This window comes from Kineosporia sp. R_H_3 (assembly GCF_002198675.1).
Lineage (GTDB): Bacteria > Actinomycetota > Actinomycetes > Actinomycetales > Kineosporiaceae > R-H-3.
The window spans coordinates 1-25036 of sequence record NZ_MWLL01000141.1 but is presented as its reverse complement, the minus strand read 5'-3'; the positions used below and the strand labels follow the sequence as shown (position 1 = coordinate 25036).

Annotated in this window: 20 protein-coding genes; 6 read left to right on the top strand and 14 right to left on the bottom strand. The window is 75.5% G+C overall.

What is annotated here, in order from left to right:
* Positions 1 to 91: 91 nt before the first annotated feature.
* The 12 genes from ECOMGDLI_RS14300 to ECOMGDLI_RS14250 all read right to left on the bottom strand — a co-directional run bounded on the left by ECOMGDLI_RS14300 (position 92) and on the right by ECOMGDLI_RS14250 (position 14049).
* The gene (locus ECOMGDLI_RS14300; RefSeq protein ID WP_158221004.1) at positions 92 to 1777 is read right to left on the bottom strand and encodes a copper resistance CopC/CopD family protein; all 1686 of its coding nucleotides are present in this window, start codon (positions 1775 to 1777) and stop codon (positions 92 to 94) included.
* Positions 1774 to 2457 (bottom strand): hypothetical protein, encoded by a 684-nt coding sequence (locus tag ECOMGDLI_RS34645; protein ID WP_158221003.1) that lies wholly within the window; start codon positions 2455 to 2457, stop codon positions 1774 to 1776. The genes ECOMGDLI_RS14300 and ECOMGDLI_RS34645 overlap by 4 nt, the downstream gene beginning before the upstream one ends.
* Before the next feature lie 346 nt (positions 2458 to 2803).
* Positions 2804 to 5746: a BTAD domain-containing putative transcriptional regulator gene (locus ECOMGDLI_RS14295; protein WP_088317500.1), complete on the bottom strand. Its 2943-nt coding sequence runs from the start codon at positions 5744 to 5746 to the stop codon at positions 2804 to 2806.
* Positions 5747 to 5870: 124 nt separating this feature from the next.
* On the bottom strand, positions 5871 to 6971 hold the full coding sequence (locus ECOMGDLI_RS14290) for a branched-chain amino acid aminotransferase (protein WP_088317499.1): 1101 nt from the start codon (positions 6969 to 6971) through the stop codon (positions 5871 to 5873).
* Positions 6968 to 8113 carry a diaminopropionate ammonia-lyase gene (locus tag ECOMGDLI_RS14285; RefSeq protein WP_088317498.1) on the bottom strand — a complete coding sequence of 382 codons (1146 nt, stop codon included), beginning with the start codon at positions 8111 to 8113 and terminating at the stop codon, positions 6968 to 6970. The genes ECOMGDLI_RS14290 and ECOMGDLI_RS14285 overlap by 4 nt, the downstream gene beginning before the upstream one ends.
* Complete coding sequence (locus ECOMGDLI_RS14280; protein ID WP_088317497.1) at positions 8110 to 9285, bottom strand: M20 aminoacylase family protein; 1176 nt, start codon at positions 9283 to 9285, stop codon at positions 8110 to 8112. Before ECOMGDLI_RS14280 ends, ECOMGDLI_RS14285 begins: the two co-directional genes overlap by 4 nt.
* Positions 9282 to 10568: a M20 family metallo-hydrolase gene (locus ECOMGDLI_RS14275; RefSeq protein ID WP_088317496.1), complete on the bottom strand. Its 1287-nt coding sequence runs from the start codon at positions 10566 to 10568 to the stop codon at positions 9282 to 9284. The genes ECOMGDLI_RS14280 and ECOMGDLI_RS14275 overlap by 4 nt, the downstream gene beginning before the upstream one ends.
* A gap of 221 nt (positions 10569 to 10789) precedes the next feature.
* On the bottom strand, positions 10790 to 11308 hold the full coding sequence (locus ECOMGDLI_RS14270) for a hypothetical protein (RefSeq protein WP_088317495.1): 519 nt from the start codon (positions 11306 to 11308) through the stop codon (positions 10790 to 10792).
* 91 nt (positions 11309 to 11399) lie between these two features.
* Entirely contained in the window at positions 11400 to 12191 is a 792-nt protein-coding gene (locus ECOMGDLI_RS34640; protein ID WP_088317494.1) for a hypothetical protein, read from the bottom strand.
* 95 nt (positions 12192 to 12286) lie between these two features.
* On the bottom strand, positions 12287 to 12601 hold the full coding sequence (locus tag ECOMGDLI_RS14260) for an EthD family reductase (RefSeq protein WP_088317493.1): 315 nt from the start codon (positions 12599 to 12601) through the stop codon (positions 12287 to 12289).
* A 48-nt stretch (positions 12602 to 12649) separates the two neighbouring features.
* Positions 12650 to 13312: an NADPH-dependent F420 reductase gene (locus ECOMGDLI_RS14255; protein WP_088317492.1), complete on the bottom strand. Its 663-nt coding sequence runs from the start codon at positions 13310 to 13312 to the stop codon at positions 12650 to 12652.
* Positions 13309 to 14049 carry a type 1 glutamine amidotransferase domain-containing protein gene (locus ECOMGDLI_RS14250; RefSeq protein WP_088317491.1) on the bottom strand — a complete coding sequence of 247 codons (741 nt, stop codon included), beginning with the start codon at positions 14047 to 14049 and terminating at the stop codon, positions 13309 to 13311. The genes ECOMGDLI_RS14255 and ECOMGDLI_RS14250 overlap by 4 nt, the downstream gene beginning before the upstream one ends.
* Positions 14050 to 14143: 94 nt before the next feature.
* Between ECOMGDLI_RS14250 and ECOMGDLI_RS14245 the strand changes: the two genes are divergently transcribed.
* Complete coding sequence (locus tag ECOMGDLI_RS14245) at positions 14144 to 14740, top strand: TetR/AcrR family transcriptional regulator (RefSeq protein ID WP_088317490.1); 597 nt, start codon at positions 14144 to 14146, stop codon at positions 14738 to 14740.
* A gap of 12 nt (positions 14741 to 14752) precedes the next feature.
* Here the strand turns inward: ECOMGDLI_RS14245 and ECOMGDLI_RS14240 are convergent, their stop codons facing one another.
* On the bottom strand, positions 14753 to 15433 hold the full coding sequence (locus ECOMGDLI_RS14240) for a DUF4386 domain-containing protein (protein WP_088317489.1): 681 nt from the start codon (positions 15431 to 15433) through the stop codon (positions 14753 to 14755).
* On the opposite strand from ECOMGDLI_RS14240, the gene ECOMGDLI_RS14235 reads away from it, so the two are divergent.
* From ECOMGDLI_RS14235 to ECOMGDLI_RS14225, 3 genes are all read left to right on the top strand, one after another.
* On the top strand, positions 15432 to 16190 hold the full coding sequence (locus ECOMGDLI_RS14235) for a TetR/AcrR family transcriptional regulator (RefSeq protein WP_198954853.1): 759 nt from the start codon (positions 15432 to 15434) through the stop codon (positions 16188 to 16190). The two genes, ECOMGDLI_RS14240 and ECOMGDLI_RS14235, sit on opposite strands and share 2 nt — an antisense overlap.
* Before the next feature lie 100 nt (positions 16191 to 16290).
* A complete protein-coding gene (locus ECOMGDLI_RS14230; RefSeq protein WP_088317487.1) occupies positions 16291 to 16764 on the top strand; it encodes a CoA-binding protein in 474 nt (157 codons plus the stop codon).
* Between the two features lie 148 nt (positions 16765 to 16912).
* Positions 16913 to 17635, top strand: a complete 723-nt coding sequence (locus ECOMGDLI_RS14225) for a DUF4386 domain-containing protein (RefSeq protein WP_158221002.1) — start codon at positions 16913 to 16915, stop codon at positions 17633 to 17635.
* On the opposite strand, the gene ECOMGDLI_RS14220 is transcribed toward ECOMGDLI_RS14225, so the two are convergent.
* Entirely contained in the window at positions 17632 to 21642 is a 4011-nt protein-coding gene (locus tag ECOMGDLI_RS14220; protein WP_088317485.1) for a P-loop NTPase fold protein, read from the bottom strand. The two genes, ECOMGDLI_RS14225 and ECOMGDLI_RS14220, sit on opposite strands and share 4 nt — an antisense overlap.
* Positions 21643 to 21750: 108 nt before the next feature.
* Here ECOMGDLI_RS14220 and ECOMGDLI_RS14215 point away from each other — a divergent pair, with 108 nt between their 5' ends.
* Together ECOMGDLI_RS14215 and ECOMGDLI_RS14210 are read left to right on the top strand one after the other, a co-directional pair.
* Positions 21751 to 23190 carry a DUF2254 domain-containing protein gene (locus ECOMGDLI_RS14215; protein ID WP_088317484.1) on the top strand — a complete coding sequence of 480 codons (1440 nt, stop codon included), beginning with the start codon at positions 21751 to 21753 and terminating at the stop codon, positions 23188 to 23190.
* 203 nt (positions 23191 to 23393) lie between these two features.
* Positions 23394 to 24617 (top strand): AI-2E family transporter, encoded by a 1224-nt coding sequence (locus ECOMGDLI_RS14210; RefSeq protein WP_088317483.1) that lies wholly within the window; start codon positions 23394 to 23396, stop codon positions 24615 to 24617.
* Positions 24618 to 25036: the final 419 nt, after the last annotated feature.

Sequence of the window (25036 nt, the reverse complement as noted above, 5' to 3'; positions counted from 1 at the left end):
CGACCGACGCCGTCGTCATCCCGGCCGCCGGCGGTGCGGGGACGGCGGGACGGGGCGGGCATCGGCTCTCCTGCGCAGGGGTCCGCGGGCGTCATCCGCGGACGTCGATCGTCGTCGTCGCGATGTAGGCGGTCGTCGCGTCGGTGAGCACCCGGACCGACACCGTCCAGGCGCCGGCGGCCGGGATGACGACGGCGTCGGTCGTCCCGTGCCCGGGCGTGAGGACCGGCAGGTCCACGCGCACCGGGCCCAGGCCCGCCGTCTTCTGCGTCAGCGACGCGGTCGCCGACTCGAACGGCAGCGGGTCGCCGAAGTCGGTGAACGTGTAGACGTGCATCGCGGTGAGGCCGGCGCGGGTGCTGTCGAGGTCGAGCAGCACGGTGATCTCCTCGCCCTCGACGTCCACGGCCTTCAGTGTCCTGGAGAACGGCGTGTCGAACGAGTCCCGGGCCGGCACGGTGCCGACGAGCGTCGCCGTGACCGCGAGGACGAGCACGCCGATGACGGCCTCGGTGGTCACCCGGGAACGCACCCGCAGCGCGGTCTGCGCGGTGTCGGGGCCGCGGGCGGCCAGCCGGGCGACGAGCGAGCGGGCGGTCGCGGCGACCACGAGCATGACGACGACCAGGGCGACCTTGCCGAGCAGGAGGCGGCCGTACGTCGTGCCGGTGAGCGCGGCCCGTTCGCCGACCTCGCGCCACGCCTGGAAGAGCCCCGTCGCGACGATCACGGCGACCGCGCCGGCCGCCGTCCGCGACCAGCGGGGGAGCACGGCCGCCAGGTCGGGTCGCGGGTCGCCCGGTGCCGGCCGGACGAGGACGACGAGCAGCAGCGTCGCGAGACCGCCGAGCCACACCGACGCCGCGCCGGCGTGGAACGCGTCCGCGGTGACCGCGAGCGGGACGAGCCGCCCCTGGCCGGCGTGCTCGGCGAGCGAGAAGGTCAGGAGCAGGAGCGCGCCGAGGCCGGCGAGCGGAGTGACGACCGTGCGGTCCCCGTCGAGCCGGCGCAGCAGCGGGACCGCGAGCGCGAGCAGGACCAGGCGCATGAGGAGCAGCTGCCCGTACCGGGTGGACAGCGTCGTCCCCGCGAGGTCGGGGTCGAGCAGCGAGGCGAGCGACAGGCCCGCGCCGTAGGGGCCCTGGACGACGAAGAGGGCGACGGTCGTGCCGAGCGAGGCCCACCACGACGCGGTGACGAGCGAGCGCGCCCGGCGCGAACCGGTCCCCGCCGGCCAGACGGCGACGCAGAACACGACACCGCCCACGAGGCCCGCGGCACCGGCGAGGGAGAGCGCGCGGGCGGCGCCGTGGACGGCGACGGTGTCCGGGGACGCGGCCGAGACGTCGGCCCGGACCGCACCCGGCTGGACGCCCAGCCCGAAGGAGAACGTGCCGGCGATCGGGTGGCTGTCCGCGGAGACGACGCGGTAGACGACCGTGTACGTCCCGAGCGAGAGGCCCGGCCGGAGCGGGACCGTGACGACGTCGCCGGCGCCGTCCGGGTGCGTCGGCGGCCCCGCGTCGACCCGGCGCCCGTTGACGTCGAGCACCTGGACCGAGCGGTCCGAGAGGCCGACGCCCTCGCTGAAGCGCAGGGTGACGGCGGTCGGTGCGGTCTCGACCCGGCTGCCCTGGACGGGCTCGGTGAGCGTGAGGTTCGCGTGCGCGGACGCCGCGGGGGCGCCGACGACGAGCCAGGCCAGCGCGGCGACGACGGCCGCGAGCAGGGCGACCGCGCGCCGGACCGGGGCCGCGGGTGCCGGGCGGCCGCTCACGGGCGGCCGGTCCGGGACCGGACGGCGAGGCCGACGGCCACGAGGGCGAGCAGGACGAGGCCGCCGACGACGGAGGGCGCGACCCAGCCCGCGGTGGCCGAGGCGCCCGCCCACGAGAGGGCGCCCTCGACGGTGACGGGTGTGCCGTCGACGGTCATCCGGATCTTCCAGGTCGAGACCGGGTGCGGGTTGCCGGGGTCGGCGGCCACCCGGGGCGGGCGCTGCCGGGACATCCAGTGCGTGCGGTGGTCGGACCAGGTGTACGTGGCGTCGTCGCTGACGTGCTTCCACACGACGGCCGTCGCGGACGGCGGCGGTGCCGGCGGGGCGCCGAGCACCCGGACGGCGTTGAGCCGGGACGTCAGCGACGCGGTGTTCTCCTCGACTCCCTTCGGGCCGAACCGCAGGAACGGCTCGCCGCTCACGCCGGTGACCTCGACGGCCCGGCCGGTGCCGTTCGTCACGGTGACGGTCTCGCCGGTCCGCTCCACGCTCACGACGAGGCCGGGGACCTGCGGGGCGATGCCCGTGACGACGGAGCGGTAGAACGGGGCGTCCGGGGTCATCCCGGCATGGGCGGCGGCCGGGGCCGCGGGGACGAGCAGGGCGCACACCGCGACGGCGAGCGCGCCGAGCCCGGCGACGACCCGCCCTGGTCGTCGCCCCGTGCGTGACCCCACGGGTCGCCCCTTCCTGCCCCTGGCCCGGACCGGCACCGCGCCGTGTCGAGAGTACGGAGCAGATCACGGGCGGCGCACGCACCCGGGGGAGGTTTCCCCCGAATCGACGAGGGCGCAGGCAGGGACACGCCCGGCACGCGGCCTCAGGGCCGCGGCCGGACGTGCCCGGCACCGCCGCCGCAGGGGCGAGGACGGCGGTGCGCACCCCTGCCGGCCCCCCCCGCCGGCCCTGGCCGCCGTCGCTCGGGGCCGGGTCCCCCGTGAACCCGGCCCCGACGACGGTCTCGTGGGGCCCGCCGATCCTGCGGGGCGGCGCTGAACCGGCGCTGAACCCGGTGCCGCGGGCTCAGTGCGAGGGGGCCACGGGGGCGAGGTGCTCGCGGACGACGCGCCGCGCCGTCCGCCACAGCGTGGTCAGGTCGGCGGCCGCGCCGGCCCGGCGGGCGGCGTCGGCGACGGGGCCGGGCAGCTCGGCCGCGGCCCGGTCCGCGATCCCGGCGACGACGAGCTCGCCGGACGACGCCTCGAGCGCGGCCCGCAGCGGCTCGGCGTGCCGGGCGAACCCGGCGAGCAGGTGGAGAGCGTCGGCCCAGGCACCGGCGCCCGCGGCGACGGCGACCACGGCCCGGACGACGTCGAGCCGCAGGACGACGTCCTCGCCGCGCTCGGCGAGGTCCAGGGCGAGCGGCAGGTCGGCGGCGGCGCGCGTGATGTCGCCGGTGAGCAGGGCGGCCGTGACCCGGTTCCCCAGCGGGTAGGCGACGAGGTGCGGTGCGACGTCCGCGAGCGCGGCGAAGTCCCACGGGGCGAGCAGGGCGACCGCCTCCGGGCCGCGCCCGCGCAGGAGCAGGACCTCCGACAGCCAGCCGACGACGGTCGCCTCGTGGAGGACCTCGTCGAGGTCGCGCATGAGGACGAGCGCCTGCTGCAGCCGCTCCGCCGCCGTGTCGTGCGCCCCGCGCTGGAGGGCGACCATGCCGAGCAGCCCGAGGAGCATCCCGGAGCCGGGCCCGGCCGCCGTGCCGAGGTGCGCGGCGACCGCGGTCTCGTGCACGAGGGCCTGCGGGTCGCCGGCGTACGCGAGCCAGTAGGCGACGAGGATCCGGGCCATGACGACCCGTTCGGGGTCGCCGCTCCCGCGGGCGGCCGCGAGCGCGGCCCGGGCGCTCTCGAGCCCTCGGCCGGCGGCTCCGACGTCCCGGGCGAGCCGGCTGCGCCACAGGTGGAGGTCGCAGCTGCGCGCGGCCGGCAGCGCCGCGCGGCCGGGTGCTGCGTCGACGACGTCGAGCCACCCGACGACCTCGCCGGCCCGCCCGGAGACGTCGCCGACGGGGGCCAGCGCGGCGACGAGGTCGGCGAGCAGCGGGGTGTCCCCGGCGTCCCGGGCCGCCGCGAGCGCCGCCCTGAGGTTGTCCAGCTCGGCCGCGCCGGCCCGGGCCTGCGCGACGGACGCGATGTGCCGGGGGCGGTCGTCCCTGGTCGCCGCGAGGGCGTCGGCGACGTGGCGTGCGTGCGCCCGCTGCAGCGGTCCGCGGTCCTGCGACGGCAGCAGGTCCTGCGCGCACTCGCGGATCATGACGAGCATCCGCAGCCGGGGCGGGTCCTGCCCGTCGAGGGTCACCAGGCTCGCGTCCCGCAGCTCGGCGACGATGTCGACGACGCGGCCGCCGAAGCTGCCGTCGTGGTCGCCGACCGCGGACGCCGCGTCGAGGGTGCAACCGCCGCGGAAGACCGACAGCCGGCCGAGCAGTCGGCGGTCCTGCTCCGGGAGCAGGTCGGTGCTCCAGCGCACGAGATCGCGCAGCGAGCGGTGCCGGTCGGCGGGGTCGGCCGCGGCGCCGGTGGCCTGCAGGTCCGCGGGGGCGGCGCGCAGCTGCGCCGCGATCGAGGCGAGCGGCAGGACGGCGGTGCGGGCCGCCGCCAGCTCCAGGGCCAGCGGGAGCCCGTCGAGACTGCGGCAGATGTCCCGGACGGCGGGCCGGTGCGGTCCCGGGTCGGCCGGCAGGTCGCTGCGGACGGCGCGCACCCGGCTCCAGAAGAGCCGCTCGGCGGGGCCGAGGACGTCGTCGGCGACGGCGAGCGGGGCGAGCGCGTGCTGGTGCTCGCCGTGCACGCGCAGGACGGTGCGGCTCGTGACGAGGCACCGCAGGCCCTCGCACGCGGCGAGCAGCCCGGTCACGACCGGGGTCGCGGCCGGCAGGTGCTCGACGTTGTCGACGACGAGCAGCAGGTGCTGGTCGCGCAGGTGCGCGACGACGACGTCGAGCGCGTCGGGGCCCACGTCCCACAGGCCGAGGGCGGACCCGATCGCGGCGGGCACCCCGGTCGGGTCGGCGAGCTCGGAGAGCGGCACCCAGACGGCACCGTCGTCGAACGACCGGGCGAGCTGCGCGGCGAGGGCGAGCGCGAGGCGGGTCTTCCCGACCCCGCCGGGCCCGGTCACCGTGACGAGCCGGGCGTCGCCGAGGAGCAGGTCGCGGACGGCGTCCAGGTCGTCCTCGCGGCCGACGATCGGGTGCATCGGGGAGGGCACCGAGCCGCGACCGGCAGGCCGGCCCCCGACGGGCGCCTGCAGCGCCGCCGCGTGCGCGTTCTCGAGGAGGTCGCCCGGGTCGAGCCCGAGCTCGTCGCGCAGCGCCGACCGGACCCGGCGGTAGGCCGCGAGCGCCTCGTCGCGCCGTCCGGCCCCCGCGAGCGCGAGCACAAGGAGCGACTGGAGCCGCTCGTCGAGCGGGTGCGCCGCCGCGAGCGGGAGCAGGTCCGGCAGCGCCTCGCCCGGCCGGCCCGCGGCGACGAGCGCGTCGAGCCGGTCGAGGACGGCCTGCTCGCGGGCGGCCTCGAGCCGGCTGCGCTCGGCGAGCAGCCACGGCGCGTCGCCGTGGACGCCCCCGAGCGGGCCCGGCCAGCGCTCGAGCGCCGCCGCGAGGAGCCCGGCGGCCCGGTCCGCGTCGCCGGTCCGGCGGGCCCGGGCGGCCTCGGCGACGAGCGCCTCGACGTGCGGGAGGTCGACCTCGACGGCCGGGCCGAGCGCGTAGCCGTCGGCGGCCGTGACGACCGCGTCGTCGCCGAGGCGGCGGCGCAGCCGGCGGACGTACACCTGGACGGCGTTGCCGGCCGTCGCGGGCGGGGCGGCGCCCCAAAGGAGGTCGGCGAGCCGGCCCGAGGGCACCGGACGCCCGGCCGACACCGCGAGCGCGAGGAGCAGCACCGTGGCGTTCCCGGCGGGCAGCGGGAGCGGCGTCCCCGTGTCGTCGAAGGCCTCGACGACCCCGAGGACGGTGATCCGCACGAGCCCGTACCACCCCTCCCCGACGGCAACGACACGTCCAGTATCGCAAGAGGTGATCTTCGCGCAGGCCGGAGCGGCGGCCCGGTCGCCCGGGCGGCGCAGCCCGGCCGTCCCGGGTGCGCCGTCAGTCGACGCGGCGCAGCCACCCGTGCGGGTCCGGGGCCCGGCCGGTCTGGACGGCGAGGAGCGCCTCGCGCAGCCGCATCGTCACCGGTCCGCGGGTGCCGTCGCCGACGGTCCACGCGTCGTCCGGGGTCCGCACCGACGCGACCGGCGTGACGACGGCCGCCGTCCCGCACGCGAAGACCTCGGTGACCGTGCCGTCGGCGCAGCCGCGGCGCCAGTCCTCCAGGGCCACCCGGGACTCCTCGACCGGGTGCCCGAGGTCGGCCGCGATCGTCAGGAGCGAGTCCCGGGTCACGCCCGGCAGCAGGGTGCCGGTGAGCCGCGGGGTGACGACGCGGGCGCCGGGACCGGAGCCGTGGACGAAGTAGAGGTTCATCCCGCCGAGCTCCTCGACCCAGCGCCGCTCGACGGCGTCGAGACAGACGACCTGGTCGCAGCCCTGCTCGGCCGCCTCGACCTGGGCGAGCAGCCCGGCGGCGTAGTTCGCCCCGCACTTCGCGGCGCCGGTGCCGCCGGGGGACGCCCGGACGTACTGCTGCGTGACCCAGACGTGCACCGGCTCCACCCCGCGCGGGAAGTAGTCGCCCGCGGGGAACGCGATGAGGACGAAGAGCACCTCGTCCGCCGGGTGCACCGTGAGGAGCGTCTCCGTCGCGAGCATGAACGGGCGCAGGTACAGGCTCTGCAACGGGTCCTGCGGCACCCACTCGCGGTCCTGGCGGACGAGCGCGTCGACCGCCGCGACGAAGGTGTCGACCGGCAGCTCCGGCAGGCACAGCCGGCGCGCGGACGCCTGGAACCGCAGGGCGTTCGCCTCGGGGCGGAACGTCGCGACGGTGCCGTCAGGGTGCCGGTACGCCTTGAACCCCTCGAAGATCGACTGGCCGTAGTGCAGCCCGACCGCCGCCGGGTCGAGGGTGAGCGGCCCGTACGCGCGCAGCTCGGCGTCGTGCCAGCCGTGCGCGCGGGTCCAGCGGATCGTCACCATGTGGTCGGTGAACACCCGGCCGAAGCCGGGGTCGGCCATCCGTGCCGCCCGGTCGGCGGCGGGCAGCGGGTGGTCGGACGGGGTGAGCCTGATCGGCAGGGTCTCGGTCATCGGGGCTCCGGTCCGTCGGTCTGGTCGTCGGCCTGGTCGTCGGTCTGGTCGTCGGTCTGGGGGTTGGCGTCGGCGCCCTCGGTGACGACGAGCACGACCGTGCTGCCCGGCGCGAGCCCGAGGTGCGCGCGTCGGTGCGCCGCGTCGTCCGCGCCGCAGATCGCCCGCAGCGCGGCGAGCGGTGCGGCGCCGCACGGCCCGGCCGGGACGCCGAGGTCGTGCAGGTCGCGGGCCGCCCGCGCGGCGGCGGCGTCGGTGACGGCGACGGACGCGTCGAGGCCGGGCCCGACGTACGGCCAGGCGAGCGTGGACATGGTGCCGCAGTTGAGCCCGGCCATGATCGTCGTGCCGGTCTCGACGGCGACCGGCCGGCCGGCGGCGACGCTCGCGAGGACGCACGCGGCGGTGACCGGCTCCACCGAGACGACCGCGGTGCCGGGTGCGGCCCGGTCGCTGCGGTAGTGGGCCAGCGCCGCCTGCAGCAGCGAGCCGACCCCGGTCGGGACGAGGACGACGTCCGCACCCGGCAGCCCGGCCGCGGCGAGCTGGTCGTCGACCTCGGCGAAGAGCGTCGAGTAGCCGTCGACGATCCACCGCGGGACGTCCTCGTAGCCCTCCCAGGCGGTGTCCTGGATGAGGACGGCGCCGCCGGGGTCGGCCGCGGCGAACCGGGCGGCCTCGGCGACGGCGTCGTCGTACGACCCGGCGACGGCCGTGACCGTCGCGCCCTCGTCGGCGATCGCCTGCACTGCTGCGGCATGGACGCCGTCCGGCACGACGACGTGCGCCCGGTGCCCGAGGGTGCGGGCGAACCGGGCGACCGCCCGGCCGTGGTTGCCGTCGGTCGCCGTGACGAGGGTGAGCGATGTCGCCGCCGCGCGCTCCGCCGTCCGCCCGAGGACGGCGCGGTGGACCGCCCAGGAGGCGCCGAGCGCCTTGAAGGCGGGCAGCCCGAGGCGGTCCGACTCGTCCTTGGCGACGACGTGCGCCACCCCGAGCGCGCGGGCCAGGTCCGGCAGGTCGACGAGCCGGGTCGGGGCGTACCCGGGCAGGGCGCGGTGGAAGGCGAGGACCTCGGGGGCGGGTGCCGGGCAGGTCCAGGCCGGGTCCCGGTGGTGGGCCGCCCACGTCGCGTCCGTCATGCGCCCGCCTCCGGGAGGGCCGTGCGGACGAGGTTGGCGTAGAAGCGCACGCCGGTCTCCAGGACGTCGTCGTTGAACGTGTAGTCGCTGCTGTGCAACGGGTTCCCGCCCGCGTCCGGCTCGTCGCCGTTGCCGAGGAAGACGAAGCAGCCGGGGACGGCGCGCCCGAGCACCCCGAAGTCCTCGCTGCCCATGAAGGGCGCGACGTCGGCGTCGACGAGGTCGTCGGGCACGGTCAGCCGGGCCGCGGCGACGGCCAGGGCGGTGGCGTCCGGGTGGTTCACCGTCGGCGCGAACTCGTGGGTGTACGTGACCTCGCACGTCGCGCCGTGCGCCGCGCAGATCCCCTGCGAGACCTCGCGGATCCGGCGTTCGAGCAGGTCCTGCACGGCGGGGGAGAAGCTGCGGGTGTCGCCGCGGACGACGACGTGCCCGGGGATCGCGTTGCGCGCGCCGTCCGTGACGAACTCGGTGCACGACAGGACGGCGGCCTCGGACGGCGGGACCGCCCGGGCGACGACGGTCTGCAGCGCGAGGACGATCTCGGCCCCGACGACGAGCGGGTCGACGACCATCTGCGGCTGCGAGGCGTGCCCGCCGCGGCCGGTGACCCGGATCTCGAAGTTGTCCTCGCTCGCCATCACCGGGCCGGACCGGGTGCTCAGCCGGCCGGCCGGGTGCCCCGGGGTGTTGTGGATCCCGAAGACCATGTCCATGCCGAACCGCTCGAAGAGCCCGTCGGCGATCATCGCGTCCGCGCCGCGGCCGGGCTCCTCGGCGGGCTGGAGGACGAGGTGCACGGTGCCGTCGAAGCCGCCCTCGCCGGCGAGGACGTGCGCGGCCCCGAGCACCATCGCCATGTGGCCGTCGTGCCCGCACGCGTGCATGACGCCGTCGGTGCGGGACCGGTACGGCAGGTCGCCGCGCTCGTGGAGCGGCAGGGCGTCCATGTCCGCGCGGAGCCCGATCGCCCCGGCCGAGCTGCCGCTCCCGCGCCGCAGCGTCGCGACGAGCCCGGTGCCGCCGAGGCCGCGGGTGACCACGAGCCCGAGCGCCTCGAGCTCGGCGGCGAGGTAGTCGCTCGTCCACCGCTCCGTGAACGCGGTCTCCGGGTGCTCGTGGAGAGCGTGCCGCCAGCGGCGCAGCCGGGTGCCGAGGTCGCCGGCGGTCATGCCGTCACGACCGGGCCGGCGAGGGTGAGGACGGCGTTCGCGAGGACGTCCACCCCGTTGCCGCACGCCTCGGGGCGGGAGTACTCGCGCGGGGTGTGGCTGATGCCGCCGTGCTCGCCGGCGACGAAGACCATCGCGGTCGGGCAGGTCGCGGCGATCTCCTGGGCGTCGTGGCCGGCACCGGACATCGCGCGCACGTAGGGCAGCCCGAGCGCGTCGGCGCTCGCGGCGATGACGTCCTGGATGCCGTCGTCGAAGGGCACCACAGCGGTCCGGGCCATCCGCTCCCAGGTCGCGCTCACGCCGTGCCGGTCGTGCAGGCCGTCGACGAAGGCCGCGAGGTGCGCCTCGGCGGCGGCCATGAGGGCGTCGTCCGGGTTGCGCAGGTCGACGGTGAGGACCGCCCCGGCGGGGATGACGTTCGTCTGGGCCGGGCTCAGGGCGAGGGTGCCGACGGTGCCGCGCAGCCGCCCGAACGTGCCGCTGTCGCACATCCGGCGGATCTCGACGACGACCTCGGCCGCCGCGAGTCCGGCGTCCGCCCGGGCCTCGATCGGGGTCGTCCCGGCGTGGGCGGCCTCGCCGTGCAGGGTGAGCCGCTGCCACGAGATCGCCTGCACCCCGGTGACGATGCCGATGTCGACGCCCGCGGCCGCGAGGATCGGGCCCTGCTCGATGTGGCACTCGACGTAGGCGTGCGGGACGGGCCGGACCTCGGGCGCGGAGCCGTCGAAGCCGATCCGGACGAGCTCGTCGCGGACCGTCGCGCCGGCGGCGTCGGTGAGGGCGTACGCGTGGGCCAGGTCGATCCGGCCCGCGGTGACCGCGGAGCCGAGCATGTCGGTGCCGAACCGGACGCCCTCCTCCTCGGTGAAGAAGCCGACCTCGACCGGGCGCCGGGTGCGGATCCCCGCGGCGTCCAGCGCCCGGACGACCTCGATGCCGCCGAGCACCCCGAGCGTGCCGTCGAACGCGCCGCCGGTGGCGACCGTGTCGATGTGGCTGCCGACGAGCACGCACGGCAGGGCCGGGTCCTCGCCCGGGCGCTCGCCGTAGACGTTGCCGATCCGGTCCACGCGGACCCGCAGCCCGGCCTCCTCCATCCAGGTGACGACGAGCCGGCGGGCCTGTGCGTCCTCGTCGGTCAGCGCCAGGCGTCGCACGCCGCGCAGCCCTGTCGCGGTGTCGTCGTAGCCGCCGATCTCCTTGAGCCGCATGAGGTTCCGCCAGAGCCGTTCGCGGTCGACCCGCAGCGGCGCACGCGGGGTGTCGGATGCGGTCACGGGGCTCCTTCGGCGGGCCGGACGTCGTCCGGTGGGTGTGCCGCAGGGTACCGACGGCAGCGAGCGGCCGCGCGGGACGTCCCGGGCGGGACGTCCCGCGCGGCACCCGTTCCGGCGCCCCGGCGAGGGTGGCCGGGCGCCGTTCTCCGCCGACGGCCCGGGCGGGCGTACGACGGCGACCGGGGGCGAACCGGCGCCGCCGCGTCGGCGGACGTGCGGGGTCAGCCGGTGTGGGCGAGTGCGCCGGCGGGCGGGGTGTGCGCGAGCGCCGTCACCCGGGAGTCGACGCGGGCGCGGAGCGTGGCCGCGCCGCCGGCGACGTAGGGTGTGAAGGCGTCGACGAGCAGCCGCAGGACGCGGTCTGGCCGGGACCGGTCGGCGTCCCTGCCCCACGCCGGGACGGGCCAGAGCCCGTCGAGGTGCAGGGCGTCGTCGAGGAGCAGCCGCGTCGCCTCGAGCGACAGTCCGCTGGACCACTCGTCGGGCCCGCGGCTCGCCGGGCCGTGGGCCAGGGTGGCGGCGAGCGGGACCGTGAGGACGGCGTCGACGACGCTCTCGAAGATCGCGAGAGCGGCGGCCTCGAGGTCGTCCGAGTAGCCGTGGCCCGCCTCGCCCGCGAGGACGGTGACGAGGTCGGCGACGGCGTAGCGGTCGATGAACCGGCTCAGCGGCAGCGAGCCGTCGTCCGTGCCGGGCTCGGCCGGCGGGGGTTCAGGGGATGCTGTGGTCAGAGGTCGCATGGCGCACCACGCTTTCCGAGCGGCCGCGTCGACAGGCGCGCGTGCTCGATCGCCGGGACAGGGGCGGCGGGTGCCGACGCCCGCCGCCCCGTCAGGCGACGGCGGTGGCGTTCGGCACGAGGGCGCGCAGCGGCGGGCCGCGCCGTGGGTGCGCGCGGACCGCGCTGACCTGGTCCTGCAGCACGCGGACGGTCGCGTCTGCCCAGTGCCGGGGGGCGGGCCCGGGCACGGTCGCCCGGACGACGGGGAGGGTCTCGAGGGCCGGCCAGACCCAGCCGGCCGCGGCCCAGACCGCGGCCTCGCCCTGCCGCAGCCACCAGGCGGCGACGCCGGCGGCGAGCAGGTGCACGATGAGCATCGCGTGCCCCGGGTACAGGTGCGCGAGGTAGCCCGCGCCGTCGGCGCCCGCGAGCGCGGTGGCGGCGTGCGCGCCGTGCGACCCGGCGACGAGCCACGGGTCGGTGGCCCAGGCGGCGGTGGAGGCGTCCCCCGGGCACAGCACGGTGTGGACGAACGTCGCGACCGCCGTCCCCGGTGTGCAGTGGCACAGGCACAGGACGGCGTGCACGGCCGCCTGGCCGAGCACGAGGAGTGCGGCGATCGTCTCGAAGGACCGTTCGCGGCGACGCCCGAGAAGCGCGACGACGGCGACGGCGACGACCGCCGCGACGAGCAGCCCGGGCTCCGGCAGCGATCCCTCGACGAGGGAGTGCGCGCCGACCCCGAGCAGCGTGCTCAGGCCGACGAAGGCGGGGAGCCGGAGCGAGCGGCCGACGTCCGAGGCGGACGAGACCGCGTCGGCCGTCGCCGGGCGCGCGGACGACGGCACCGGGTCCGGGCGCGCGCCCGCCGGTGCCGAGAGCCGCCCCGAGCGTCCCGACATGGAGTGGAGGCTAGACGTGATGATCGCCCCGGCGGAAGTGCCCGGGGACAGAATGGGCCCAACGGCCGGGGGCGGCTCTCGTCGCCCGTCAGCCGTCAGCCGTCGACCTCGACGTCGCTGAACACGATGCGCAGACCGCCCGTCGCGAGCCCGAAGACGGCGGCGAAGAGGGATCCGGCCGCGGGCCCCTGCACCGCGGCGACGGCCCGGTCGTAGTCGGCGAAGTAGGCGTCGACCATCCGGTAGGCGGGCGTGGGGGAGCCGTCCTCCTTGGGCCAGGCCTTCGAGGCCTCCACCCGGACGACGCCGGGCAGCGCGCGGACCAGGTCGAGGTGGCCGTCGGCGTAGCCGCGCTCGAAGGCGTCGGTGTCCGCGGGGTTGTCGTAGATGAACGTGATCTTCGTGGGCACGGTGGCTCCTGTCGTGTCGGTGCGGGTGTGGTCGCTGCCGTGGGGGTCTCAGCCGGTCGCCGGTCGTCGCAGGGCCGCCCAGACCAGGCGGGGGTCCCGCCCGCCGAGCCGCACCATGCGCACCCACAGCAGGGTGAGGTGCTCGAGGTCGAGGGCCGCCTCGAGGCCGCCGGCGTCGATCGGCTCCCAGCCCAGGTCGGTGAGGAGCCCCGCGACGCGGTCCTTCGCCGTCCGGTCGTCGCCCGCGTGGAACATGACCGGCCGCGGCCCCGGCCCCTCGGGCACCGGGTGGAGGTTCTCGAAGCCGTAGACGCTGAAGGCCTTCACGACGGCGGCCCCGGGGATGAGGGCGGCGACGTGCTGCGCGCCCGAGGTGGTCGAGCCCAGGCCATGCGTGAGCCCGGGGCCGACCGGGTTCGTCGCGTCGACGACGACCGCACCGGTCAGGGCGTCGCGCAGCGGGGCGAGCACGTCGCCGACGGCTGCGAAGGGGACGGCGAGGACGACGAGGTCGGCGCCGCGGACGGCGTCGGCCGGGTCGGCCACGGCGGCGGCGGCGAGCCGGGGGTCGCGGTCGCGGGCCTGCGTCGCGCCCTCGGGCCGGGCCGGGTTGGTCGCGAGGACGACGTCGTGGCCGGCCCCGAGGAACGCCGCGGTGAGCGCGCCGCCCACCTGGCCGTGGCCGACGACCGCGATCCGCATCGCGCTCATCGCCCCAGGGCCTCGACGACGAGCCGCGCGGCGGCGGCGCCCGAGTGCTGCTGCTGCCCGGTGACGAGGTTGCCGTCCCGCACGGCGTGCGCGCGGAAGGCGCCGTGGACGACGAAGTTCGTGCCGGGCATCGCGCGGGCCTCGTCCTCGATGCGGAAGGGCTGGATCCGCTGCCCGGTGAAGGCGTCCGCGACGTCCTCCTCGGAGTTCGCGAAGCCGGTCCAGGTCCGCCCGGCGACGACGAGCCCGCCGTCCGGCATCCGCGCGTCGAGCAGGACGCATGTCGCGTGGCAGACCACCGCGGCGATCCGGCCCGCCGCGAGGAACCGGCCGACGAGGTCCTTGACGCGCTGGTCGTTGCGGAACGTGTACATCGGGCCCTGGCCGCCGACGAGGAACACGGCGTCGTAGGAGTCGAGGTCCACCTCGGCGAGCGACGGCGTCCGTGCGACGAGGGCGGCGTGCTCGGGGCTGGCGATGAAGCCGCGGGAGACGAGGTCCTCCGCCGAGTACCCCGACGCGTCGTTCGGGTCGGAGAAGGAGTCGGCCTGCAGCGCACCGCCGTCCGGGCTGGCGATGGTCACCTCGTAGCCCGCCTCGACGAACTCCCGGTACGGGTGCGTGAGCTCGGACCACCAGAAGCCGATGGGCCAGCCGGTGCGGTCGGAGACGGCGGGGTTGGAGGCGACGACGAGGACGCGCTTGACGGGGCCGTGGCGGTCGATGGTTGCGGGCACGACTGCTCCATTTCGTTACGAGTCACTATTGGAACGGAACTGTAGAATCGGGTCGGGCCTTTTGCAATACGGGGGTGTCTCGTAACCTGAGGGCGTGACCCTGACCGACGCCGCGGGCCGTGGCCGCCCCCGGGATGCCGAGATCGACGGCTGCGTGCTGGACGCCGCACTGGCCGAGCTCGCCGCCAAGGGGTACGCGGCCTTCTCGCTGACCGCCGTCGCCGACGCGGCCGGCACGACGCGGCCGGCGGTCTACCGGCGGTGGAAGGGCAAGGTGGCGCTCGTCGTCGACGCCGTGGCCCGGCTCGCGGAGGTCGACCCGCCGCAGGTCACCGGCCGGCCCTTCGACGACCTCGTCGCCGAGCTCGAGGACTTCCGGCACTGCATCACCGAGGCCGCCGCGCTTCCCCTCGCCGGGATCATGCTCGGGGACGACGTCGAACCGGCGCTGCGCCGGGCCTACACCGAGCGGGTGGTGGCCCCGCGCAGGACCCGGCTGCGCGCCGTCCTCGCGGCGGCGGTGGCCGCGGGCGACCTCGCGGGCGACGCCGACCTCGAGGTCGCGGGGTCGTTCCTCACCGGGTCCTGGTACTCGTTCGCAGTGGCCGGGGCCGCCGTCCCCGCCGACTGGGCCCTGCGTGTGGCGCGCCTGGTCTGGCGGGCGTGCGGCGGTGACCCGCCCGCTGCCTGACCCGGCGGCCGGTCAGGGCGCGGCGACGGGCTCGGGGGCGGCCGGCGCGTGCTGCGGTCGCGCGACCCAGAGCAGCCAGCCGAGCAGGGCCACCTCGCCGACGAACGTCACTGCGGCCAGCGACGTGCCGCGTCCCGGCAGGAGGACCGCCGTCATGGTGTCGGCGAGGTAGCCCGCCCCGGAGACGGCGAGCAGCGGGGCGAGGACGCGCGGCATGCCCGGCGTCCGGAGCGCGAGGACGGCGACGACGATCAGGTGCAGGGCGAACAGGCCCAGGCTCAGTGACCAGGTCTCGAAGAACGCGTCCACCTCGGAGCGGACCTGGTCCGCCGGTGCACCGGCCGAGACCAGACGGTCGGCGGCGACCAGGTGACCCACGGCGACGGTGAGCACCGCCGCGGCCGCGGTGCGCAGCCCGGCCTGGACGTCGGCGAGCGTCGGGCCGCTCGGTGCGAAGAAGGTCCGCAGCGACCAGGCGACGGCGACGTCGAGCGCCGCGACGACGAAGAAGGCCAGGACCGCCCAGCGGAACGCGGCGGCGGACCCGGCGAGCCGGTCGGCGAGGTCGGCGGCGGGCAGGTCGGCGAGCGGTGCGACGACGGCGGCGTTGGCGACGCCGGCGACGACGGCCATGGCGAGCAGGGCGGCGCCGGCGGTGAGTCCGGCATTGCGGCGCGTGGGGGTGAGGTCCATGAGCTTCTCCCTTACTAAGTACGGCTTACTTAGTAAGGTAACATGGGAGGTCAAGGAGGACGGGATGCCGCCGCGCACAGGAGTCACGAGGGACCGGGTGGTCGAGGCCGCGGTCCGGGTCGCGGACGCGTCGGGGGCGGGCGCCCTGACGATGCGTGCGCTGGCCGAGGCGCTTGGGGTGGCGCCGATGTCGCTCTACCACCACGTGCCGAACAAGGAGGCGATCCTCGACGCGGCCGTCGACGCCGTCTTCGCCGAGGTCGACCTGCCGGTCGTGGGTGCGCCGTGGCGTGCCGAGCTGCGCCGCCGGGCGGCGTCCGTCCGTGCCGCCCTGGTCCGGCACCCGTGGGCGCTCGCGCTCATGGAGTCCCGCCGCAACCCCGGCCCCGCCACGCTCGCGCACCACGACGCGGTGCTCGGGACCTTCCGCGCGGGAGGCTTCTCGCTCGCCGCGACCGCCCACGCGTACGCGCTGCTCGACGCGTTCGTCTACGGGTTCGCGCTCCAGGAGGCGACGCTGGCGTTCCGGGACTCCGCCGGCGGGCCGGGGCCGTCCGGTGCCGAGGGCAGGCCGGACGTGGCGGCCGCCGCGGACGGACTGGCGGAGGTCCTGGGCGGCGGGGCCTACCCGCACCTCGTCGAGTTCGTCGGGCAGCACGCCCTGCAGCCCGGGTACAGCTTCGCGGCGTCCTTCGAGGTGGGGCTCGACCTCGTCCTCGACGGTCTCGAGCGGCTCCGCGCCAGGGGAGCCGGGTAGGGCCACCGGTCCCGGCCCGAGGTGGCGCCCGGGCCTTTCGCCCGGTCCGGGGCCGCGCCGTGGGTGAGAGCCTGGACAGCGGCTAGTGGGGGAGGCACCTATGAAGACCAAGGATGCGGCGGGCACGTTCCTCGAGTGCAGGAGGATCGCGGTGACCGGCGTCTCCCGGACGCCCGGCAGCCACGGCGGCAACGCGGTCTACCGGCGGTTGCGGGAGCGCGGGTACGAGGTGTTCCCGGTGAACCCGAACGCCCCGACCGTCGAGGGCGACACGGCGTACCCGGACCTGGCCTCGATCCCGGGCGGTGTGGAGGCGGTGGTCGTCGCGACCGCCCCCCGGCACACCGACGCGACCGTGCGGGAGGCGTGCGACCTCGGCATCCGGCAGATCTGGATGCACCGGTCGATCGACAAGGGCAGCGTCTCCTCGGAGGCGGTGCGCTACGGGCGCGAGCACGGGGCGACGGTCATCGACGGCGGCTGCCCGCTCATGTACGACCCGGCCGCCGACGGCGCGCACAAGGTCATGTGCAGGGTGTTCACGCTCCTGGGACGGGTGCCCCGCAGCGTGTAGCCGTTGCGGGAGGGGGAGTTTCGACCCTTCCGCCGGTGCTGCGAGCGTCGTAGGACTGATGTGCAGTGCGACGTCAGTTCAGGCGGACCGAGGGCGGTGCTGCCGCGTGCGTGCCTCGCCCCGGGTCCGACCGACCGGGGAGGACGACATGCGAGAGCACAAGACGGCCGCCGTGACGGCCGGGGTCCTGTACATCGTCGGAACTGTGTCAGGGGTCCTGTGCAAGGTCCTGGTGCAGTTCCCGGTCCGTGATGCGGACGACCCGCTGGCCTACGCCGCCGGGCACCGAGGCCTCGTCGTGACGGGCGCGCTGCTCGTGCTCGTCATGGGGATGGCGCTCCTGTTCGTCCCGGTGGTGCTCTTCCCGATCCTGCGCCGGGTGGACGAGGTCCTGGCCATCGGTTACCTCACCGTGCGCGGAGCGGTCGAGGCGGCCTGCTACGTCATCAGCGCCACCGCCCTGCTGCTCCTGGTGCCGGTGGGCGACGTCGTGTCGGCGGGGGAGGGGGCGGGCACCGCGGGCGGCGCCCGGTTGGGCATGCTCATCGTCGACTTCGATGCGATGAACACCGTGACCGCACTGGTGTTCTGCCTCGGTGGCGTCATGTTCTACGCGCTGCTCTACAGGTCCGGCATCGTCCCCCGGTGGATCGCGGTCTGGGGTCTCGCAGGGGTCCCGTTCTACGTCGGCGCGTACGTGCTCGCGGCGTACGACGTCATCGGTCCGAGCTCGACCGCCGTGACCCTGCTCGTCCTGCCCCTGGCCGTCCAGGAGATGGTGCTGGGGGTCTGGATGATCGCGCGCGGCTTCCGTCCGGCGAGGGGCGCTGCCGCATCGCAGGCGGCGGACCGGCTCCCCGTGACGGTCTAGGGTCTTGCCGGCGGCCGCCGGGACGTGGGCCCGGGGTCGAACGGGCTGCTGCCGCGGATGGTGCTCGTCGCCGGCCGGGAGCGTTCGGCCGGGTTCGCGGCGAGGTGGAACGAGAACCGGCCGACGTGGCGTGCCCAGTGCACGAGCCGGGAGACGTCCGGGAGCGTCACGAGCTCGCGCGCCCCGTCCAGTGCGATCACCAGGTTGCCCCAGTCCGTCGCCTCGCGGGCGTCCAGCGGGCCGACGACGCCGTTGCGGGCGCCGCCCTCGGTCGCCTCGGGGCGCATGCTGTCGACGAAGTCCGTCCACGTCGTGCCGGGCCGGGCCCGCAACCCGCCGAGCGTGCCCTCGGCGGCGGGAGCGTCGACGACGGCCCCGAAGCAGTCAGGGGCGGCCGTGAGGATGCCCAGCAGCAGGGCGACGGCCTGGTAGTCGCCCGGCCGGTCGTCGTCGCCGAGAAAGGTCGATGCGTCCCCGAGGTTCTCGGTGGACCGCAACATCCGGTAGAGGTTGAGGAACCGCGTCGCCGTCCGCGGCGAGCTCACCAGGGGCGACAGCGCTGCGAGGAAGCGCACCTCCGTCGGCTGCAGGGCGGTGGCCGCGACCTTCTCACCGCTCGTCGCGCGGTCGAGCTCGGAGTCGGGCTTCGCGGCGGGGACGTCGTTCGGCCCGGGCACGACGTTCGCGGTGCCACCGGGGCCCGAGCTGACGCCGGCACTGCCTCCGCCGCCGTCGTTCGTGGCGAGGTTCGCCGGAGGAGGCTGGTCGGTCCGCGACGTCGTGGTCGTCGCGCTTGCGTGGTCGCCGCCGCGGCCGGTGTCGACCGTGTCGTCGCGGGCGTGGCCCGCGCGCTCGGGCCGGCGTCGCTGCTCGTCGGCGACCGCCTTGTCGATCATGCCCCGGAACCCGTCGGCGGCGAAGCCCGGCAGGACGAACGGGATGTTGAAGATCTTCTCGAGGTAGTCGTGCGGGGTGCTGCGCCAGCTGCGGCGTTCGACCTGCTCGCGGTCCGGGATCCCGGCCGTCGTCTCGTCGTCCGGGTCCTCGGACAGAACCGTCGCGTACTGGTCGCGCAGCGAGTGCAGCAGCCAGCGCGGGTCGACGCCGACGACCACGACGAACAGGTCCAGCGCGAGCAGCAGGTGCACCGCCTCCAGGACGCGCACGACCTGCGCGGGGGAGCAGCGGTCGAGGTCGTCGATGTACAGCACGATCCGGCCGATGGCGGCCCGCCCGCCGGACGCCGCGGCCTGCGCAGGGTCCTCGTCCTTGAGCCGGTCGACGAGCCCGGCGAGGTCGCGGCGGATCAGCGAGACGAGGCTGAGCCGGCTGCGGTAGTCCTCGCTCGCCGCCCGGTCCGCGAGGAAGCTGTAGAGCCGCCGCGCCGGTGCGAGGTCGGCGAGCTCGCGGCTCAACGATCCGGCCCGGGCGAGCACCTCGTCGAGCTGGGTCTGGGCGACCTCGCTGCGCGCCACGGCCCGGTCGAGCGCCTCGACCTCGTCGCGCAGCGCTCGCTCGGTCGCGGTGCTCGCCTCCTTCCGGATCGCCTGCGCCGCGGTGGTGAGCAGCCGCAGCCCGGCCCGGACCCTGGCGACGACGTAGCCGGCGCCGGCGAGCGCCGCCGTGACGCCGCTGAGCACCGAGGTGACCCCGACGCGCGGCGACCACCCCGCGAGGACACCCACGACGGCGGTGACGAGACCGACGAGCACGAACGCGGCGACCGCGAGCGCGCGCCGCCCGGTGACCGCCTCGCGCCACAGACGGCCGTCGTCGCGGACTCCCTGCAGCTCGTCCGCGAGGAGCTCGGCCCGGGCGGCCGCGTCGGTGACGCCGAGCCGCTTCATCGCCTTCTCGACCTGCTGGGCCGACGCGACGTTGCGGCCGGCAGCCGTGGCCGTGGCGGCGAGCAGGGCGGCGCCGGAGGCGGTTCGGGCTGCCCGCCGGACGCCGAGCTCGGTGCGCAGCCGCGCGGCCTCCTCGTCAGCACGGCGACGGGACTCCTCCAGCTCCTCCCGCCGGGCGAGCGTGCTCTCCAGGTCCTGGCGCAGCCGCTCCCGGCTCGCCTCGAGCTGCTCGCGGCTGCTGCCCGATCCGTGTTCGGCGAGCCGGCGGAAGATCGTGTCGCCGAGGCTGGCCCAGATGTTCGTGTCCGCGTAGGTCCATGCGTTGAACCCGATCTGGACGACGTTGTGCCGGTAGACGTCCGGGTCGCCGGTCGTGGCGAGCTGGGCGACCCGGTCCCGGAGCAGGCCCATGAAGAAGCTCTTGCCGGACCCCCAACGACCGAAGAGCCCCACCGACAGCGGCATCGGCGTGCTGTCGCGGACGACGAGACCGGCGATCATGTCGACGTAGGCGGTGACCCCGAGGGCGTCCTCGGAGGCGGGGATGCCCTTGTCCGGGTCGACGAAGTCGGACGTCGTCGCGCCCGTGAGCGGTCCCCATCGACGGGGCTGCGGTGCGCTCGTGTCGACGGGCCCCGTGCCTGCGGTCTGGTCATCGCTACCGGCGGCGTCCTTTCGGGAACCGGGCCCTGCCTCGTCGCGGACGTCGTCGGGTCCGTCGCTGTCGTCTCCGCCAGGGAGCAGCGCCGCCCGCCACGCCGCGGCCGGCTCGCCGGGCACGAGGGCCTCGACGCTCTGGGTGAACAGGTCCACGAGGTCGGTCCGGCTCGTCATGAGAGCACGCAGGGTGTCCTGTGACGCGCCCGCGACAGCGGCGCCCAGCACATGCCTCAGCCGTAGCTTGCCGGCGAAGCCCAGCGCATCACGTACCCGCGCGGCGTCCGAGAGCAGTTGCGGCACACCCGGGTAGTCCGGCACCCGGTCAGGCGGGACGGCACCCGAGGGGCCACCGGGCACGGTGAAGAGGCGTTCGTCGACCGCGTGCTCCGGCCGCCCCCGCAGTCTCGACAGCAGCTCGGAGGCGACGCCGAGCTCGCCAGGGTCGGTCGCCAGGCGCAGCGCCGCCAGCAGCACGTCGTCCGGGCCGACCCGTCGTCCGGTGCTGTTCTGGGCCGCCTCGTGCAGCACGGCGTTGCCGGACGTGGAGACATCGGCAGGCGGCGGGGGCTGGGCCGGGCCGAGGACGTCCGCCCAGACCTGGTCCGGCTCGGTGCGATGCCTACGCCCGACGGCGTCCTCGAACGTCGCACGCAGCCGCTGCTGCGTGACGCCGAGGGCGTCGAGGACCGCCACGGGCAGGTCGTCGACGAGTGCCGCCCCGAGGACGTGGTGCGCCCACACCGCGTCTGAGCCCACCCGGGTCGCGAGCCCTGTCGCGGCAGCCAGCACCTTCTCGAGCTCCGGCCCTGCCAGGGAGGGGTCGGTCGCCGGACCGGGCATCCGGGCACCGACGACCGCCAGGGCCGCGTCGAGCCGCGCCGACCGTGGCTCGAGAAGCACTGCCAGTGCGGCGGACGTCGATCCCCGGGCGAGGTCCTCCCGGTCGAGGAGGGTCACCTGCGGCTGCGCGACCGCGGCGAGCACGACGTCCGCCCCCTCGACGGACGTGCCGTCGCGGCTGATCGACACGGCGCGCGCCAGACCGAGCAGCTCGACCGCCGCGCTGCGGAGCGGGAGCGAGCCGGCGGCGTCCGCGCCGGACGGCGTGGAGCGCCCCCGCGCCTCGTCCAGAGCGCGGACGAGGCGGGCGACGGGTTCGGCGTCCGGTGAGCCGTCCCACCCGCTGAAGTCGATGCCCTGCCACCGAGCGAGGGGCAGCTCCAGCCTCTGAAGGCCGCCGAACGCCGCGGGGATGATCCCTGGCCCCGGGCGCGACGCGATCTCGTCGGCGAGCTCGGTCGGGAAGCCGCTGTCCGCAGCCACGACCACGACCAGGGGCAGGTCGCCGTCGGCCGGGCTGCCGCTCTCGGCGCTGACGAGACGGATCGGCAGGCCCCGCGCTGCAAGGGCTTTCGCCAAGCGCTGCGCGTCGTCGACCGCCGCCGCGGGATGGACGACCTGTACGTCCGCGGTGCCGTCCGATGTCCGGGGAACTGCCATGTCCGCCCTCCCTGGGAGACGGAGGTGATCGTAGACGCGGCCGATACGCCTCCGGGTGGTTGACCCGGATCTCCCGGACACGGACCCGGGTCAGGTTCCCGCCCGCCCATGAGCTCGGCGTGCGAGGCCTTCGACAGCCGGGACGGCGCCGATCGGCCGAGGGTGGCAGGCGGACCTAGCCTGGCGTCGGTGACGCCCGACGCAGGACACAACCGTGCGCGTGCCTGGCTCGACGGGGTGCGCACGCGGCTGTGGCCGGTCCCTGTGGCCGGTATCGCTGTCGCTGTCGTGTCGGGGGTGCTCCTGCCCGAGATCGACAGGTGGCTGCAGAGCACGGGACGGTGGAGCTCGACCACCTATCTGTTCGGCGGCGGGGCGGATGCCGCACGGACCGTTCTGTCCGCGGTCTCCGGCTCGCTGGTCACGATGACGTCGCTCACGTTCTCGTTGACGGTGGTCACGCTGCAGCTCGCCAGCAGCCAGTACTCGCCTCGGCTGCTGCGGACCTTCACCCGGGACGCGGTCGTCCAGGGGACTCTCGCTCTGTTCCTCGCCACGTTCAGCTACGCGCTGACCGTGCTGCGGGTGGTCCGGTCCGACGTCGGCTCGACCGCCGCCGAGTTCGTGCCGCGGCTGTCCGTGACGGTGGCGTTCGCGCTGGCGGTGGCAAGCGTCGTGGCCCTGGTGCTCTTCCTGGCCCACCTCACGCGGGAGATCCGGGTCGAGACGGTCCTGGCGCGCGTTCATCAGGAGGCCGCCGACGTCATCAGGCGGGTGTTTCCGCCGACGACCGAGCCGGTCGCCTCTCCGGTGCCCGAAGCGCCGGCGGGTCGGGTGTTCCAGCTACCGGCGCCGACCTCCGGCTTCGTCACCGCGATCGACCACGCCGAGCTCCTGGACGTCGCCGCGGACCTGCGTCTCGTCGTCCACATCGATGTCCCCGTGGGTGACTTCGTCGTGGCAGGACTGCCCGTCGGGCGGGCGTGGCAGGTCGGGAACGCCACCACCGACCGCCCGGGGAGCCCGCCGGACCGCCGATCGCTGGGACGCCTGACCGCGACCCTGACCGTGGGTCGCGAGCGCACCTCGGTCCAGGACGTCGCCTTCGGGTTGCGCCAGATCACGGACATCGTGTCCAGGGCGCTGTCCCCGGGGGTCAACGACCCGACGACGGCGGCTCACGGGCTCGGCTGGGCGAGCGTGCTCCTCGTCGACCTGGCCGGACGACGCTGCGGCCCGGACGTCCTGGTCGACGACGACTCGGGCATCACGGTCGTGGTCGCCCGCCCTTCGTTCGCGGCCCTGGTGGACGTGGCCCTCGACCAGCCTCTGCTCTACGGCCGCGACGATCCGCAGGTGATGGGACGCCTCATCGGTGTCCTGCACGATCTTGCCCGTGCGGTCGGCGGCCCGGCCGGTCGCATCACGGTCCGTGCACACCTGTGCCAGGTCCGCGCCGCCGTGGACGCCGGAGGCCTTCCCGAGCGCGAGAGGCGCCGCCTGGGCGAAGCATGCGACCGTGTCGGCGCGGTCCTGGACGCGGGCTGACCGACGGTCCCGGACGCTCGTCGGTGCGCCGCCCTCGACCCCCTGCCGTCGGTGCGGCGGGCGTGACCGGGGTGAACGGAGTGGCACGGCCGCCGCGCGATGGGTGGCGCTGGGGCGCGTCGTGGAGCCGGCGACGCATCCTGAAGGTGTGACGCGTCCTGCGCGACCGTCTCCCGCTACATACTCCCCGGGGGCAGGGGTACGTGCTGGCCGTGATGCAACCCCGCGTGCCGCCGTCGCTCCAGGCCGAACCCGAGGCCCCGTCAAGCGGCCAGGAGATGAAGGCTGCTGCGAGCGCGTACCTGCCCTCGCGTGAGTCGGTCATCGGCGACGGGATGAGGTCGACGGCCCGATGGACGCTGCGGTTGGCCGTCATCGCTGCCGGACTCGTGCTTCTCGGGCTCGTTCTGAAGTACGCCTGGGTCATCGTCTTCCCGGTGCTGATGGCGCTCATCCTGTGCACCGTCCTGGCCCCCGTCTCGACGTTCCTCCGCGTCAAGGTGCGACTGCCGAATCCCTTGGCTGCCGCCGTGACCATGGTGGCGGCGATCGCCCTTGTCATCGGTGCCGGGTTCGCTCTCGTCCCGCGTGCGGCCTCCCAGAGCGATGACATCGTCACCGGAGCGACCGAGGGACTCCAGCGGATCCTGGACTGGGTCCAGGACTCCGACGTCGTGTCCGGCGAACAGGTCGATGCGGGACTGCAAGAACTTCAAGGACGACTGTCAGGATCGGCCGGCACCATCGCCTCCGGGCTTCTCAGCGGCGTCGCGGTGATCAGCAACGGTGTGATCAACCTCGTGCTGGTCCTCATCCTCGGCTTCCTGTTCCTCAAGGACGGACATCGGTTCCTGCCGTGGCTGTCCCGGCTCGGGGGACCCACGGCCGGACACCACCTCCGAAGCGTCGCCGAGGGGGCGTGGCAGACGTTGGGGGACTTCATCCGGACCCAGGCACTGGTGTCCTTCATCGACGCAGTCCTCATCGGCGCCGGACTTCTCGTCATCGGTGTCCCGCTGGCTGTGCCTCTCGCCGTCCTCACTTTCTTCGCCGGGTTCGTCCCGATCGTGGGTGCGTTCGTCGCCGGCGCCGCCGCCGTGCTGGTCGCACTCGTCTCCAACGGTCCCACCGGAGCACTGCTCGTCCTGGCGCTCATCGTGGCGGTGCAGCAACTCGAGGGCAATGTGCTGTCACCCTTCCTCCAGTCCAGGTCCATGGACCTGCACGCAGCCGTCGTGCTGCTCGCCATCACGTTGGGCGGCAGCCTCTTCGGCGTCACCGGCGCCTTCTTCGCCGTGCCCGTCGCCGCGGTGCTGGCGGTGATGCTTCGCTACCTCGACGACCTGGTCGAACAACGCACCACGCAGTCCGACGACGTCGCTCGGCGCGCATCGGCGGACGACCTCCAAGGGCCTCAGGCCGAGTGACGAAGCGCCGCTCCGCCGCGCCCGGCGTGCCCGCCGCGCGGAGCTGCTCGTCGAACGGCGGCACCTCCCATGCCTCGTGCTCCTTGTCGGTGGTGGAGGGGTCGACGGGGTGGGCTGCCATACGCCGGCGACGTCGACCAACTGCGTGCCGGAGCGGTGTGGCAGCCCGGAGATCATCAGTTAGCGGTCGAGTGCGGCGCGAGGATGCGGCCGATCAGCTGCCTGAGCAGCGCCTCCGGTCTACGCGATCGGTGTCGACGAGGTCCACGGAGCCCGATGACCGCTCAGACGACATCGCTGCGGTTCTCGGTCGCTGGTTCGTGCGCGGTCCATCGGGTCGATCCGACTAATGGGTCCTTGCCGGGCGGTGTTCTGGAAGGCTCGGCTCCGGTAGCGGCCGGTGGGTCAGCACTCTCTCC